The organism is Lentzea alba (genome assembly GCF_011067745.1).
GTDB lineage: Bacteria > Actinomycetota > Actinomycetes > Mycobacteriales > Pseudonocardiaceae > Lentzea > Lentzea alba.
The window spans coordinates 153,700-168,967 of record NZ_JAAMPJ010000013.1 but is presented as its reverse complement, the minus strand read 5'-3'; the positions used below and the strand labels follow the sequence as shown (position 1 = coordinate 168,967).

General features: G+C 69.4%; 13 protein-coding genes. 6 read left to right on the top strand and 7 right to left on the bottom strand.

Features of this window, described 5'->3' with window-relative positions; genetic code table 11:
- Window positions 1-71: 71 nt before the first annotated feature.
- Together G7043_RS37370 and G7043_RS37365 are read left to right on the top strand one after the other, a co-directional pair.
- On the top strand, window positions 72-2,810 hold the full coding sequence (locus tag G7043_RS37370) for a glycoside hydrolase family 2 TIM barrel-domain containing protein (protein WP_166053406.1): 2,739 nt from the start codon (window positions 72-74) through the stop codon (window positions 2,808-2,810).
- Between the two features lie 71 nt (window positions 2,811-2,881).
- Complete coding sequence (locus G7043_RS37365) at window positions 2,882-3,886, top strand: LLM class flavin-dependent oxidoreductase (RefSeq protein ID WP_313888260.1); 1,005 nt, start codon at window positions 2,882-2,884, stop codon at window positions 3,884-3,886.
- A 93-nt stretch (window positions 3,887-3,979) separates the two neighbouring features.
- Here the strand turns inward: G7043_RS37365 and G7043_RS37360 are convergent, their stop codons facing one another.
- Window positions 3,980-4,879: a S1 family peptidase gene (locus G7043_RS37360; RefSeq protein WP_166053405.1), complete on the bottom strand. Its 900-nt coding sequence runs from the start codon at window positions 4,877-4,879 to the stop codon at window positions 3,980-3,982.
- 217 nt (window positions 4,880-5,096) lie between these two features.
- Between G7043_RS37360 and G7043_RS37355 the strand changes: the two genes are divergently transcribed.
- Entirely contained in the window at window positions 5,097-5,630 is a 534-nt protein-coding gene (locus G7043_RS37355; protein ID WP_166053404.1) for a hypothetical protein, read from the top strand.
- 111 nt (window positions 5,631-5,741) lie between these two features.
- Here G7043_RS37355 and G7043_RS37350 read toward each other — a convergent pair whose 3' ends face one another.
- Genes G7043_RS37350 through G7043_RS37340 form a run of 3 tightly spaced genes read right to left on the bottom strand, consistent with a single transcriptional unit; the run spans window position 5,742 to window position 8,460 of the window.
- The gene (locus G7043_RS37350; protein WP_207312235.1) at window positions 5,742-6,398 is read right to left on the bottom strand and encodes a response regulator transcription factor; all 657 of its coding nucleotides are present in this window, start codon (window positions 6,396-6,398) and stop codon (window positions 5,742-5,744) included.
- Window positions 6,395-7,936 (bottom strand): sensor histidine kinase, encoded by a 1,542-nt coding sequence (locus tag G7043_RS37345; protein ID WP_166053402.1) that lies wholly within the window; start codon window positions 7,934-7,936, stop codon window positions 6,395-6,397. Before G7043_RS37345 ends, G7043_RS37350 begins: the two co-directional genes overlap by 4 nt.
- Before the next feature lie 32 nt (window positions 7,937-7,968).
- Window positions 7,969-8,460 (bottom strand): LppU/SCO3897 family protein, encoded by a 492-nt coding sequence (locus G7043_RS37340; protein ID WP_166053401.1) that lies wholly within the window; start codon window positions 8,458-8,460, stop codon window positions 7,969-7,971.
- Between the two features lie 206 nt (window positions 8,461-8,666).
- Between G7043_RS37340 and G7043_RS37335 the strand changes: the two genes are divergently transcribed.
- Window positions 8,667-9,911 carry a cation:proton antiporter domain-containing protein gene (locus G7043_RS37335; protein WP_166053400.1) on the top strand — a complete coding sequence of 415 codons (1,245 nt, stop codon included), beginning with the start codon at window positions 8,667-8,669 and terminating at the stop codon, window positions 9,909-9,911.
- On the opposite strand, the gene G7043_RS37330 is transcribed toward G7043_RS37335, so the two are convergent.
- Window positions 9,908-10,339 (bottom strand): GNAT family N-acetyltransferase, encoded by a 432-nt coding sequence (locus G7043_RS37330; RefSeq protein ID WP_313888259.1) that lies wholly within the window; start codon window positions 10,337-10,339, stop codon window positions 9,908-9,910. The two genes, G7043_RS37335 and G7043_RS37330, sit on opposite strands and share 4 nt — an antisense overlap.
- 97 nt (window positions 10,340-10,436) lie before the next feature.
- Window positions 10,437-12,704, bottom strand: a complete 2,268-nt coding sequence (locus G7043_RS37325; RefSeq protein WP_207312234.1) for a proprotein convertase P-domain-containing protein — start codon at window positions 12,702-12,704, stop codon at window positions 10,437-10,439.
- Window positions 12,705-12,841: 137 nt separating this feature from the next.
- Here G7043_RS37325 and G7043_RS37320 point away from each other — a divergent pair, with 137 nt between their 5' ends.
- Together G7043_RS37320 and G7043_RS37315 are read left to right on the top strand one after the other, a co-directional pair.
- Window positions 12,842-13,546 carry an arsenate reductase/protein-tyrosine-phosphatase family protein gene (locus G7043_RS37320; protein ID WP_166053398.1) on the top strand — a complete coding sequence of 235 codons (705 nt, stop codon included), beginning with the start codon at window positions 12,842-12,844 and terminating at the stop codon, window positions 13,544-13,546.
- A complete protein-coding gene (locus G7043_RS37315; protein WP_166053397.1) occupies window positions 13,543-13,914 on the top strand; it encodes a VOC family protein in 372 nt (123 codons plus the stop codon). Before G7043_RS37320 ends, G7043_RS37315 begins: the two co-directional genes overlap by 4 nt.
- A gap of 14 nt (window positions 13,915-13,928) precedes the next feature.
- Here the strand turns inward: G7043_RS37315 and G7043_RS37310 are convergent, their stop codons facing one another.
- A complete protein-coding gene (locus tag G7043_RS37310; protein ID WP_166053396.1) occupies window positions 13,929-15,245 on the bottom strand; it encodes an MFS transporter in 1,317 nt (438 codons plus the stop codon).
- Window positions 15,246-15,268 lie beyond the last annotated feature (23 nt).

Sequence of the window (15,268 nt, the reverse complement as noted above, 5' to 3'; positions counted from 1 at the left end):
GCAAGGCCGTGAACGTTCACGGGAACGTTCACGGGCGCTTCGGAGGATGAGCCGCAGAAGGGTTGGGCATCTTGTCGTACATCGAGGAAATCGATCCCGGCACCGGCGCGCTGCCGCCGCGTGCGTTCTTCACCTCCGACGCGCCCTCGTTGTCGCTGAACGGGACCTGGGACTTCCGCCTCGACGAAGGTGACTGGGGCACCATCACCGTGCCGGGGCACTGGCAACTGCAGGGCCATGGTTCGCCCGCGTACACGAACGTGAAGTACCCGTTCCCGGTCGAGCCGCCCTTCGTGCCGAGCGAGAACCCGACGGGCGACTACCGGCTGGTGTTCGACCTGCCGGAGAACTGGCCGGACGAGCCGGCGGCACTGCGGTTCGACGGCATCGACTCGTGCGGACGGGTCTGGCTCAACGACACCGAACTCGGCATCACCCGCGGCAGCAGGCTGCCGACGGAGTTCGAGGTGGGGCACCTGCTCCGCCCGTCCGGGAACGTGCTGACCGTGCGCGTGCACCAGTGGTCGTCCGGCAGCTACCTCGAAGACCAGGACATGTGGTGGATGTCCGGGATCTTCCGCGCGGTCACGTTGATGTCCCGGCCGCGCGGCGGTGTCGCGGACTACCAGGTGCACGCCTCCTACGACCACGTCTCCGGCACGGGCACGCTGTCGGTCGAGGGCGCTGACCTGCTGATCACCGTGCCCGAGCTGGGCGTCGAGTCGCTGCCCGCCGGTGAGGTCGCCGAAGTGCCGGTGGAGCCGTGGAGCGCGGAACGACCGCGGTTGTACGACGGTTTCGTGCACACCGAGGTCGAACGGGTGCCGGTGCGCATCGGGTTCCGGACCGTCGCGATCGAGGACGGCGTGCTCACGATCAACGGCGCGCGGGTCGTGTTCCGCGGCGTGAACCGGCACGAGCACCACCCGAAGTTCGGCCGTGCGGTGCCTCGCGAGACCGCGCTCGCGGACGTGCTGTTGATGAAGCAGCACAACGTGAACGCCGTGCGCACCAGCCACTACCCGCCGGACCCGTACTTCCTGCAGCTGTGCGACGAGTACGGCCTGTGGGTGATCGACGAGTGCGACCTGGAGACGCACGGGTTCGGCGAGCTGGGCTGGGCCGGCAACCCCAGTGACGACCCGCGCTGGGCGGAGTCCTATGTGGACCGCATGCGCCGGATGGTGGAGCGGGACAAGAACCACCCGTCGATCGTGTTGTGGTCGCTCGGCAACGAGTCCCACACCGGCCGCAACCTCGCCGCGATGGCCGAGTGGACCCGCGACCGCGACCCGTCCCGCCCGGTGCACTACGAGGGCGACTTCGACTGCGAGTACGTCGACGTGTACAGCCGCATGTACGCCTCACCCGAGGAGGTCGACCACATCGGGCAGGAGCGCAGGCACGGAATTCCGTTCGTGCTGTGCGAGTTCGCGCACGCGATGGGCAACGGGCCGGGCGGGATGCTGGAGTACCGCGAGCTGTTCGAGCGGCACCGGACCGTGCAGGGCGGGTTCATCTGGGAGTGGATCGACCACGGGCTGGAGCGCGACGGTCACTTCGCTTACGGCGGTGACTTCGGCGAGCCGTTGCACGACGGCAACTTCGTGATCGACGGCCTGGTGTTCCCTGACCGGACGCCCTCGCCGGGGCTGCTGGAGTTCGCCAAGGTCTTCGAGCCGGTGCGGATCACCGGGACGGCGTCCGGAATCCGGATCGCCAGCCACTACGACCACGGTTCGCTCGACCACCTGCGGTTCGACTGGATCCACGAGGTCGACGGCGAGGAGGTCGCGTCGGGCGCGCTCGACGTGCCGTCGGTGGCCGCCAGGCAGCACGCGGACGTCCCACTGCCCGCGCTGGCCGCCGCGCCGGGAGAAGGCTGGCTGACCGTGCGCGCCTCCCTGGCCGAGGCCACGAGCTGGGCCGATGCCGGTCACGTCGTCGCCTGGGGTCAGATCTCGATCATGGAAGCTGCGCCGGTCACGCCGATCGGTGGCGTGGAACTCGTCGGCGTGGGTGACGTGCTGTGGCTCGGCCCCGGCGAGTTCGACCCGGCGACCGGCCTGCTCACGAGGCTCGGCGAGCATCCGGTCGACGGCCCTCGACTCGACCTGTGGCGGGCCCCGACCGACAACGACCGGGGCTCGGACCACCCCGAGGAACGCGCCTGGCGCGACGCGGGCCTGCACCGCCTGCAGCACCGCGTCATCGAGGTCGACGTCCAGGACGCCGCGCTGGTCGTCCGGACGCGGGTGGCACCGCCCAGCTGGGGTTTCGGCATGTTCGCGGACTACCACTGGACCGCCGACGGCGACCGCCTGCGGTTGCGGCTCACGGTGACCCCGGACGGCGAGTGGCCGTGCACGCTGCCCCGGCTCGGTCTGCGCCTGGCCCTGCCGGCGACCCTCGACACCGTCGAGTGGTTCGGCGCCGGGCCCGGTGAGGCGTACGCGGACAGCCGTCAGGCGGCCAGGATCGGCCGTTTCACGTCCACTGTGGACGGACTGCAGACGCCGTACGTGTTCCCGCAGGAGAACGGCAACCGCGCGGACGCCCGCTGGTTGCGGATCGGCGACCTGAGGATCGAGGGCGAGCCGGTGTTCGACTTCACCGCCCGCCGCTGGACCAGCGAGGACCTCGACGCCGCGCGGCACACCGACGATCTCCAGCCGCGCGAGCACGTGTACCTGAACCTCGACCTCGCCCAGCACGGCCTCGGCACGGCGTCGTGCGGACCGGGCGTGCTGCCGCAGTACCGGCTGCACGCCCAGAAGGCGACGTTCTCGGTGACCTTCGCGACGTCCTGACCGTTCCACGATGTGGACCTAGTTGAGATGTCACCTAAACTCGGAAGGGAGACTTGATTCGAGGAGGTTCCGTGCCGCGGAAGTCAGAGCCGTTGCGGAAGCTGGGTTTTCTCACCATCGGGCTGTTCGACGAGCACGATCCGGGCGCGGGTCACCGGACCACGCTGGACGTCATCGCGCTCGGTGAGGAGCTCGGGTTCGACAGCGCGTGGGTGCGGCACCGGCACCTGCAGTTCGGAATCTCCTCGCCGATCGCGATCCTGGCCGCCGCCTCCCAGCGGACCAGCCGGATCAGCCTCGGCACCGCGGTCATCCCGCTGGGCTGGGAGAACCCGCTGCGGCTCGCGGAGGACCTGGCGACCGTCGACGTGCTGTCCGGCGGTCGCCTCAACCCCGGCGTCAGCGTCGGGCCGCCGATGCGTTACGACGAGGTCAAACACGCGCTCTACCCGCAGACCGCGGACGTGGAGGACTTCAGCTACGACCGGCTGCAGCGGTTGCTGGGGTTCGTGCGCGGCGAGAAGGCCACGGGCTTCAGCGGCACCGAGGGCATCGAGGTGTTCTCGGACCGCGTGCAGCCGCACTCGCCGGGCCTGAGCGAGCGGATGTGGTACGGCGGCGGCAGCCTGCGGTCCGCGAAATGGGCCGGCGAGCACGGGCTGAACCTGTTGTGCAGCAATGTGGTCCAGGCCGAGCAGTCGGAGGACTTCGCCGAGATCCAGCAGTCGCACATCCGGACGTTCCGGGAGCACGGCGGCGGCCGGGTCTCGCAGGGTCTGGTGGTGATCCCCACCGACTCGGCCACGCCGGAGCAGCGCGCGAAGTACCAGGACTACGTGGACCAGCGCACGGCCCGCACCGGAGCACCGGTGGGGCCGCGCCGGTTCATGTTCGCCCGCGACCTGATCGGCACCTCCGCGGAGATCGCCGAACAGCTGTACGCGCACCTCGCCTTCCAGGAGGTGGACGAGGTGGCGTTCGCCCTCCCGTTCAGCTTCGCCCACGAGGACTACGTCCAGATCCTCACCGACATCGCCACCAAACTGGGCCCGGAACTGGGCTGGCACCCAGCCTGACACGTTGTTGATGAGGGGAGCTTTCATAAACCTCAGGTTTATGAAAGCTCCCCTCATCAACCTCTTTTACCGGACGAATCGGGCGGGGTGGGGTCAGCCGATGCGGGCGCCTACGGCTGCCAGGGCCTTCGTGACCGGCTGGAAGAACGTCACGCCGCCGCGCCGGCAGTCGCCGCTGCCGCCGGAGGTCAGGCCGATCGCGTCGCCGTTGCGGGCGAACATCGGGCCGCCGCTGTCGCCGCCTTCCGCGCACACGGTCGTCTGGATCAGGCCGGTCACCGCGCCCTCCGGGTAGTTCACCGTGGCGTTGAGACCGGTGACGCGGCCGGAGCGCAGGCCGGTCGTGCTGCCCATCCGCTGCACCTGCCGGCCGACCTGTGCCTCGGCCGCGCGCCGGATCTGGACCGTGCCGTTGCCGGTGTCGACCTCGCTGGGCGCGTTGGTGTTGCGGTTGTTGTAGGTCAGCAGGGCGAAGTCGCCGTTGCCGGGGAAGGTGGACCTGGCCACGGTGGCCGCCGCCCTTCCGCCGGCGGTCAGGGAGAACTGCCGTCCGGCGGCCGTGCAGTGGCCCGCGGTGAGGATGGCGGGACGGTTGTCGTTGGTGACGACGTTGAAGCCCAGCGAACACCGGCTGTTCCCCGCGAAGATGGCGTCGCCGCCTTCCGCGAACAACCGGAAGGTGCCCTCCGTGCGTTGGAGCTTCACCTTGGAGCCCATGGACTTCACCGTGGCCTCGAGCGTGTCCCAGCGCGCTCCGGTCACGGTGCTGTCGGCGGTGACGAGGACCTCGTTCGTGGCGGGGTCGACGGCCCACGCGGTGCCGGTGATGGAAGCCTTCTGCCGCAACGTTTCTGTGGCCTGCGCGGGATTCGCACGGTCGTCCTGTGCGGCCTGGCTCGCGGTGAAGGTCGTCGCGGTGATCACGACGGCGACGAGACCGATGCCTGCCGCGATCGCCTTGCCCCTGCGACCGTCGTTGTGGTGCTTGCCCATGTGGTGCCCTCTCGTGAAGTCCGCGAATGGACCAACAGTGAATTCCGTTGTGCGACAGCGACAAGTTGCCGATCGTCTCGATCTCGCAGACGGTCGGACTGGATGGTGCCCCGATCGTTTCGAGGCGGCGGAACCGGTGAACGACCGGTGATCAGGACCGCGTACTCCCCCGTTGAGCGGCTCCGCGGTGCAGCGGACCGGACGAGAGGAAGCGGACATGCCGAAGAACAACGTGAAGCGCGGCGCACTGGTGGCGGTACTGGCGGCGGCGGTGAGTTTCGGGGCCGTCGGAACGGCTTTCGCCGTCCCTTCGACGAGTGCGAACCCGTCGGCGAGCGCGAGTCCCTCAGCGAGCGCGACTCCTTCGTCGAGCGCGGCTCCTTCGTCGAGCGCGAATCAGCGCCAGTGCAACGCCCAGCAGAAGCAGCAGGCGAACCAGGCCGCGAACAACGCGCGCAACCAGGCCGGCCGGGCACAGCGTGCGGCCAAGCGGGCCGTGAACAACGCCAAGCGTGCCCAGCAGCGGGCGAACAACGCTGCCAAGACAGCTCAGGCGGCGGCGCAGAAAGCCCAGCAGTCCAACCAGCAGGCCGACAGGAACAAGGCGAACCAGGCGGCCGCTGCGGCGCAGAAGGCCAGGCAGCAGGCGACAGGTCAGGCCAACCGCGCCGCGCAGGCGAAGAGGGTCGCGGCCCAGCAGAACAACAAGTCCAACCAGGCCGCCGCCGCGGCGCGCAAGTGCGCCGCCTGACCGTGCTCGGCTGACGACCCGGTGAGTCGTCCGAGCACACCGGGAAGGAGCTCAGGCACGGCGGTCCTGAGCTCCTTTCCCGCGTGCACCTCTTTCGCGCGCACATGGTGCTCACGCGGCCGGCAGGAGGCCGGCGTCGTGGGCGATGATCGCGGCCTGTGTGCGGTTGGCGCAGCCCAGCTTGGCGAGGATGCGGCTGACGTAGGTCTTGACCGTGCCCTCCCCCATGTACAACAGCCGGGCCGCTTCGGCGTTCGAGGCACCGACACCGACCATCACGAGGACCTCGCGCTCGCGTTCGTTCAACGTGTCCACGAGCCGTTGTGCCTTCGCGGACCGGCCGTCGCTCAGATGCGTGGCGATCAGGTCCTTGGTGATCCGGGGAGAGAGGATGGCGCCACCGTGAGCAGCCGCCCGCACGGCGTGGATCAGCTCCTGAGGTCCGCTGTCCTTCAACAGGAATCCGGCGGCACCTGCCCGCAGGGCGCGCGTGATGTACTCCTGCTCGCCGAACGTCGTCAGCATGACGACCTTCACCTCGGGCGCACGTTCCGCGAGCTGCTCGGCGGCGGTCAGGCCGTCGGTGCCCGGCATGCGGATGTCCACCAGCGCCACGTCGACGGGTTGCGCGCAGGCCAGCTGCACCGCCTCGGCGCCGTCGCCCGCCTCCGCGGTCACCTCGATGTCGTCCGCGTGCCGCAGCACCAGCCGGACACCTTCGCGCAGCAGCTGTTCGTCGTCGGCCAGCATCACCCTGATCACGGTCATGCTCCCGGCAACGCGAAGCGGGACTTCTGGACCAGGAGATCCCTGCGGAAGCAGTAGCGCTCGACCATGGCGGTCCCGTCCTCTTCGAAGTAGGTGTACGAGCAGTCGGTGTTCCCGGGCGGTTTCGGCTCGACGCCGCGGGACGCGATGCGTGCGATCTGACTGTCCGATCCGACGCTCTGGGTGACCTGATCGCGTGTGCTGCCGAGCGCGAGAGTCTCGAACGGAAGCTGTCCGTCCGCGCCGCCGGGAAGCTGGAACATCGCCGTGTTGAACGTGACGACGAGAATCGCGACCGCGCCGATCAGCCCCGTGGCCAGCACCGCGGACATGCCCGCGCGGGCGAACCCGTCCTCCGGTTCGTCCTGGGCGACCGCCGCGAGCGCGAGCGGAGCGGTCGCGGCGAGGGAGAGCTCGGCGGCAACCCGGAACCCCTGTCCCGCCAACGGTCCTGCCGCGAACGTTCCGCCGAGCAACCGGACGCGTTCCTGCACCCCGGCAAGTCCGAGCCCGGTACCGGGCGTCGCGGCTGCCGCGCGCCCGTCGTCGGACACGCTGACCCGGACGCGGTCGGTTCCGTGCTCCACCACGACTTCCGTTCGCGAGCCGGGCGCGTGCCGGCAGACGTTCGTGAGTCCCTCGCGCACGATCCGGTGCACCGCCTGCCGAACCGGTCTGGCCACATCGGACAGATCCTCACCGGACCAGTGCAACGTCACCTGGACGCCACCGGCCTGGGCCTGCCGCACGAGCTGGAAGATGTCCGCCCTCGTGCCGGTGTGGTCGGCCGGCCGGGTGGCCGCGGGTTCGGCTTGGCGGAGGATGCCGAGCGTGGCCCTCAGCTCGTCCATCGCGGTGCGCACGGTCGTCCGGATGAGCCGCGCCGGCTCGCTCACGTGCCGGGTGGCGTCCATCTCCAGGCTGCCCGCGTACAGGGAGATCAGGCTGAGTCGGTGCCCGAGCAGGTCGTGCATCTCCTGCGCGATGCGGGACCGTTCCTGCAACCGTGCGGTGGAACCGGCGTAGCGCGACTGCTCGCGCAACGCACCGATGAGCTGCTCCCGTTGCGCGAGAAGGGTTTGCACGGCGACCGGGCCGGCGACCGTCACGAGCGCGGCGATGCCGAACTCGATGATCACGACCTCCCACTGGTAGCCCGACCCGATCAGCCCGATCGTGAACGGCAGCAACGCCGCCACCGTCACCACGACGTCCCGCCACCGCGTCCGCCGCACCCGCGCGGCAACGCTGTAGGACGCCAGCGCCAGCGCGATCCCGGTCGCCGGATACCAGCCGAAGAGCGCCGCCGCGGCGAGCAGGGCCACCACCGGCAACCGGCGCCGGAGCGCGGCGGGAACCACCGCGGCACCGGCCACCAGCGCCCCGACACCGGGCACGTCGCACGGCGCCGGCCCCCAGTCCACCGTCACGTACTGGGTTGCCGTGTAGGTGACGGCACCCACGAATGCCATGAGAGCGAGCTCACGCCCCAGCGCCACGACCCGCGGGGTCGGCGTCCAGGGCTGAGATCCGCTCATACCGGGGAGTACGTACCGCGCCACGTCCCGGTTTAGGCGGGTACTTTGTGGACCGGCGCCAGGCAGTAGGTCGTGGGCGGTTCCGGGTAGACGATCGAGACCAGGTCATCGACCTCCGGGCACCCGCTACCGTCCCCCGCCGCGGCGATCACCTTGGTCACCTTGATCGTCTCCTCGCCCGTGCAGGCCGACGGCCCCCAGCTGTCGTCGTTGTCGGCGGGCTGGTAGCACGAGCCCTCGACGAGGTTGGGCAACAAACACAGCTTGCCGCCGCCGGAACTGGGCACGACCTGCACGTACTCGTCGTCGCTGACCGGGCAGTTCGCACCGGAGTCTGGCAGCACCCGGCCGACCTTGAACCGCGCGTTCTGGGCGGTGCAGCCGGTGCTCACCACCTCCGCGCCGTTGGTGACGGCGACGCACTCACCGGCTTTCGCCTGCGGGGCGCCGGTGAGGTTCACGTAGGCCAGGACTCCGGTGGCTGCTACCGCCAATGCCGCGATGATCAGAACTGGTTTCCTCATGCTGAGGAGTACGGGCTCGGGGTGGTGGCCCGGCTGCGGCGATGGTCTTGGCGATCGAGACGATGTGGGACTTGCGCTTCTCGCCCGGTCGTGAGCCGGGTGGTCACACCTTGAGAGGATTGGTCACGTTCCAGCGGAGGCTGCTCGCCCTCGGCGCACCGACCCTCTGGATGTCCTCTTAGGACAGCCTGCGCGAAGATGTGCGCATGAACTCGTTGTTGCTCGCCGCCGCGTTCGCCATGGTCGTCCGGTCGCTGGCGGCGTCCCGGCTCGACCGGTGGAGCCTGGGCGCGCCGATCGTGATGGTGCTGGCCGGTGCCGCGGTCGGGCTGCTCAACGTGGGCTCCATCGCCGAGGGGTTGAACACCGAGTCGATGCAGCACGCGGCGGAGATCATCCTCGCGGTGCTGTTGTTCGTCGACGCCACCGAGGTGCGCGCGGGACGGTTGTGGGGTGCGTATCCCAGGTTGGTGGCGAGGGTGTTGCTCGTGGCGATGCCGATCAGTTTGGCGTTGGCCGCGGTGTTGGGCTGGCTGTTGTTCCCGAGCTTGTCGTGGGCGGTGTTGTTGCTGGTCGCGTGCGTGACGGTGCCGACTGACTTCGCGCCGGCGGAGCGGGTGGTGCGTGATCCGGCGTTGTCGGTGCGGGTGCGGAGCACGTTGAACATCGAGAGCGGGTACAACGACGGGATCGTGTCGCCGTTGTTCCTCTTCGCGTTGATCCTGGCGGGCGACGCCACGCAGACGCGCACGCCGCTCGAGGCGCTGGGCACGGTGCTGCCGTTCGCGGTGAAGGCAGTGGTCGCCGGAGTGGTGATCGGTGTGCTGCTCGGGTGGCTGATGGACCGGGCGCACCTGGCCGGGTGGGTCACCGACCAGTCGGCGCGGGTTGCGGTGTTGCTGGCGCCGTTGCTGACCTTCACGGCGACTGTGGCGATCGACGGCAACGGGTTCGTCGCCTCGTTCGTGTGCGGCATCGCGTTCCGGTACGTGCACCGGCTGCTCAAGGCGCGCCGCGTGCACGCCGGGCGGGCGGAGGTGCGCACGGACGCGTTGAACACCGATCTGCACCTGTTGGAGGACGTCACCGGGCTGTTGACGATGACCATGTGGTTCGTCGTCGGGATCGCCTCGGTCCTCATCTTCTACCTGGGCGTTTCGTGGCAGGAGGTGCTGTTCTGCGTGGCCGTGCTCACCGTGGTCCGTCTTGTGCCGGTGCTGCTCGCCTTCACGCGGTCGAGGTTGTCCGGGCGGGAACGGGTGCTGGTCGGGGCGCTGGGTCCGCGCGGCACGACGACGATCGTGTTCGGGTTGCTCGCGTTCAACCGGCTGCCGGTGGGATCGGCGGCCGACACGATCCTGACCATCACCGTGCTCTGCGTGCTGGGCAGTGTGGCGTTGCACGGCATCGGCGCCGGGCCGGTGGCGCTCTGGCTGGCCAAGCGGCGTTAGAGGCGCTTGCTGAAGTGGAACGCCGGGATGACGTACCCGGAGCTCAGGTAGAGCCGGTGCGCGTCGTGCCGCGGCGTGCCCGAGTCGAGGTGGACCGACGGGCAGCCGAGGCGGCGGGCTTCCTCGTCGACCCACTTCAGCAGCGCGCCCGCGTGGCCCTGCTGCCGGGCCGCCGGGAGCGTGCTCAGGTCGTCGATGTACAGGTGCGGGCCCGCGTAGAGGTTGGTCATGTGGCGGAACCCCGCCGCGGCGACGACGGCGCCGTCGACGAACGACGCGACGATGCGGTAGCCCTCCTTGCGCTGCAGGCGCACCACCTCGACGAACTCCTCGACGGAGGTGAGGTGCGGGCGGAGGGCGCGCAGGGCGTCGTAGGCCAGCGCGGTGTCGGCGTCGTCCAGTTCGGCCAGGGTGTGTTCGATGGTCACACCGATCATGTTCGCGCGCCAAGTGGCATCCCAGAAGGACCATTCAGGACCTTTGCTGAGATGCCACTTCGGCGGGTAGACGCGAACCCGCTCAACCTCACGGAGTCAGGTTGAGGCTCCACGTGTCGATCGTGCCGACGTCCTGCGCGGCCATGTCACGGACGCGGAGCTTCCACGTGCCGTTGGCGGCCTCGCCGGACAGGTTGACGGTGTAGGTCTGGTTGATGTTGTCCGCCGAACCGCCGGAGCGGTTGTGCAGGCTGTACGACGAACCGTCGGGCGCGATCAGGGCCACCGTCAGGTCGCCGATGTAGGTGTGCCGGATGCTGACCGCCACGGTGGCCGCGGTGGACGGCGTCGCGGCGCAACCGGAGATCACGACGTCGCTGTCGACCGCGGCGCCCGCGTCCGGGATGGCGACGTCGTTCGGGTTGGTGCCGGCGCAGCCGCCGCCTCCGCCGGTGACGGTCAGCGTGTAGGTGGCGGTGCGGGACACCGAACCGGCCGCGGTGATCGTGACCGGGTAGGTGCCCGAGGCGACCGACGCCGTGGTGTTGATCGTCAACGTCGAGGTGCCGCCGGTCGTGACGGACGCCGGGCTGAACGAAGCCGTTGCGCCGGAAGGCAGACCGGACGCGGACAGCTGCACGGTCTGCGCGTCACCGCTCACCGTCTGGGTCTGCACGGTGGCCGACACGGCCGAACCCGCCGCCACCGAACCCGACGTGGGCGAGACCGCCACGGAGAAGTCGGCGCCGGGGGTGCCGGTGCCGACCGCGGACTTCCACAGGGTGTAGGCGATGCCGTCGACCGCGCGGTTGAGGTGGGTGTCGCTGATGTTGGCCGTGGTGTCGCAGGCCGAGTGGTAGCAGGGGTCGAACGCGCTCCCCGAGGTACCGCCCCACTTCGTGGCCTGGGCGGCCGTCTTCCGCGCGCTGGCGCCCATGGCGTAACCGGACGCGGGGATGCCCGCGTTGGTGAAGGACGCGTCGTCGGAACGGTTGCGGCCCTCGGTGTTCTCCTCCGGCGACAGGTTCAGGGAGTCCCAGTAGGCCTTCATGTGCGCCGACTGGGTGGAGTTGATGTTGTTGATGAAGTAGCCGCCGTTGACCGACGCGATCATGTCGAAGTTGTGGTAGGTCTTGATCTTCTGACGTTCGGTGGCCGGCAGCTGCGAGACGTAGAAGCGCGAACCGTTCAGGCCCTGCTCCTCATCGGTCCACCAGGCGAACCGGACCTTGTTCACCATGGCCGGGTTGGTTCGCGCGAGCACGAGCGCGGTCTCCAGCAACGCCGCGGAGCCCGAGCCGTTGTCGTTGATGCCGGGGCCCGCGGACACGCCGTCGAGGTGCCCACCGAACATGTACACGTTGTTCGCGTTGCCGCCGGGCCATTCGGCGATCACGTTCGGACCGGCACCGGTGGTGCAACCGGAGGTGCAGGCCTGCTCGGTCACGGCGTACCCGGCCGCGGTGAGCTTGTCCTTCACGTACGCCACCGACGCGCGGTAACCGGCGGAGGTGGAGCGTCGGTTCCCGCCGTTCTGGGACGCGATCGTGCCGAACTGGGCGAGATGCGCCTTGACCGCCTCGATGCCGATGTCGGGGATCTGCGGCCCGGTGCCGCCGGTGACGGTCAGCGAGTAGGTCGCGGTCTTCGTCGTGCCGCCCGCGGCCTGGACCGTCACCGGGTAGGTGCCGTTGGGCGTGGACGCACTGGTGGCGATCGTCAGCGTCGAGTTCGTGCCGGTCGTGACGGACGCCGGACTGAACGAAGCCGTTGCGCCGGAAGGCAGACCGGACGCGGACAGCTGCACGGTCTGCGCCTGACCGCTGGTGGTCTGCGTCTGCACGGTCGTCGTCGCCGACGAGCCCGCCACGACCGAACCGGAGGTGGGCGAGGTGGCGACGGAGAAGTCGTTGGCCGGGGTGGAAGCGAGGTTCAGCGACCAGGAGTCGATCCGGCCGATGTCGTTGGCCGCGTTGTCGTTGACCCGCAGCTTCCAGGCGCCGTTCGCGGTCTCGCCCGACAGGTCGACGGTGTAGGTCTGGTCGATGTTGTCCGCCGAACCGCCGGAGCGGTTGTGCAGGACGTACGCCGAACCGTCCGGCGCCACCAGGGACACCTGGAGGTCACCGATGTAGGTGTGCACGATCTTCACCGGCACGGTGGCGGCCGCGGACGGGACCGACGGGCAGTCGGTGATCGTGATCGACGACTCCACGGTGGTGTTGTCGCCGATCGCCACGTCTCCGTCGTTGGTGCCGGAGCAACCGGCGAGCGGGGCGGCGGCCGCAGGGATGGCCATCGCCGCCGCGACCACGACGGTCGTCAACGTGGTGGACAGCACGGATCTTCTTCGCACTGTGGGCTCCTTCGCAGGGTTCTGCGGGGTTTGCAGAGTCAGGCGAACGTAACCGCGCCGACCGGCCACGACATCAGGCCGTTCGGATGGTTGTCGCCGCCATTTACATCAAACTGATTTGATGTATCTTTAGAGGCATGGTCGCCCCGGAGTTCGTGCGGATGGCCGCTCATCCGCTCAGGTGGCAGCTGCTGACCGAGCTGGCCGGCAGTGATCACCGCGTGCGCGAACTGACCGAACGCCTGGGTGAACCGCAGAACCTGGTCTCCTACCACCTGCGGCTGCTGCGCGACGGCGGGCTGGTGAGCTCGCGGCGCAGCACGTTCGACGGCCGCGACACCTACTACCACCTCGATCTCGACCGCTGTTCCGCGCTGCTGACCGGAGCGGGGGCAGCCCTGCATCCGTCGCTGGAGCTGCAACCGCCAACACCGTTGTCCCCCAACGGAGTCCGAGTGCTCTTCGCGTGCACCGGCAACAGCGCGCGTTCGCCGATCGCCGAAGCACTGCTGCGACGGCGCGCGCCCGGGATCGAGGTCACCAGTGCGGGCAGCCACCCCAAGCAGCTCCATCCGAACACCGTGCGGGTACTGCTGGAGGAGTTCGGCATCGACGTCTCCGGTCGCAGCCCACAGCACCTCGACTCCGTGCGGCCGGGCTTCGACCACGTGATCACCTTGTGCGACAAGGTTCGCGAGGTCTGTCCGGAGTTCGAGGGCACGCCGATCCACTGGAGCATCCCCGAACCCGCCGGCTATCCGGAGTTCGTCGCGACCGCCGTGGAAATCGACACCCGCGTCCGGCATCTGCTGCCGGTACTGGCCAAGAGAGGTGAACGATGACCGACCAACTCGCCAGCGTCCGTTACCTCGTCGACGACGTCCAAGCCGCCGTCGACTTCTACACCGTCCACTTCGGATTCACCGTGCGCACCGACGCCGTGCCCGCGTTCGCCGACGTCGTGCGCGGACCGCTGCGTCTGCTGCTGTCCGGCCCCGCGAGTTCTGGAGCCCGCGCGACTCCGGAACACTCCCGAGTCGCCGGACGCAACCGCATCCACCTCGTCGTGGACGACCTCGACGCCGAGATCACCCGCCTGCGCGCGGCGGGGATCGACTTCGCGAGCGACCTGGTGAGCGGCCCCGGCGGCCAGCAGATCCTCGTGACCGACCCCGCGGGCAACCTCGTCGAACTCTTCCAGCCCGCCTGACACAGACCACGGGGTCAGCGCGGCCAGCGCACGTGGTGGTCGTCGATGCGGAACTCGTGCGAGTGCGTCCACACTCCACCGGCCAGAACCGCGTCGTGCAGATGTTCGTGGTGCGCTTCGAGGTCGTGATGGTTGTGCTCGACGACTTCCGGGTCGTGCGTGGGCCAGAGCCGCACGGCGACGATCGCGGCCGCCGCGGTGATCGCGCCCAGCACGACGAACGCTGCGGTCATGTTCGCGGCGGTCGCGACCCAGCCCGCCAACGGGTAGCAGAGCAGCCAGCAGGCGTGGGACAGCGCGAAGTCCGCGGCGAACAGCGCCGGCCGGTCCACGGGATCGGCTGACCGGCGCAGGAGGCGGGCGCCCGGCGTGAGGGCGAGCGAGCACCCGGCGCCGATCAGCCCCCACACCAGCAAAAGCGCTTGCCAGTCCCCGGCGAACATCGCGCCCAGCAACAACAACACGGCCAGCGCAACGGCCGCGCGCAGCACCACCACGCGGTCCGCGAACCGGTCGAGCAGCCTGGGCAGGGCGAACGCCGCCGCGAGCGATCCGGCACCGTTGACCGCGAGTGCGATGGCGACGTCGGACGCGTCGCGCCCGAGCACGTCCCGCACGTAGGCGACGGTGTTGACGAACACCATCGAGCCCGCAGCCGCCGCGGCGAGGTGGACGGCGAGAAGTCCGCGCAGCCGGGGCGTGGTGAGGTAGATCCGGATACCGCGCGTCGTGGTGTCGTACCACTTGCGGGGCAACGGTTTCGGTTGCGGCACGAGCGCGGAGAGCACGAGCAGGGCCGACGCGGCGAACCCGATCGCGGTGCCCAGGAACAACTGGTGGAAGCTCACCAAAGCGAGTGCCACCGCGGCCAGTGCGGGACTGAGCAGGCTTTCCAGGTCGTACGCCATCCGCGACAACGTGATGGCGCGGGTGTATTCGCGTTCGTCCGGCAGCACTTCCGGAATCGTCGCCTGGAACAACGGCGTGAAAGCCGCCGACGCCGCCTGCAACAGGAAGATCAGAACGTAGATCTGCCACACCTCGCCGACCCACGGCAGCACCGCCGCCACGCCGGCCCTGACCACGTCGAGCGCGATCAGCACGGCCCGTCGCGGCAACGCTCCGAGCAGCGCGGTCGCGATCGGCGCCACCCCGACGTAGGCGATCATCTTGATCGCCAGCGCGGTCCCGAGCACCGCCCCCGCACCGGGTCCGGCGATGTCGTACGCCAGCAGGCCCAGCGCGACGGTCGCCAAACCCGTCCCGGTCAGCGCGACGACCTGTGCGCCGAAAAGATTTCGGTAGGCCGAATTGCGCAGGACGGAAATCACGGCCGCACTATATGCACGCACAC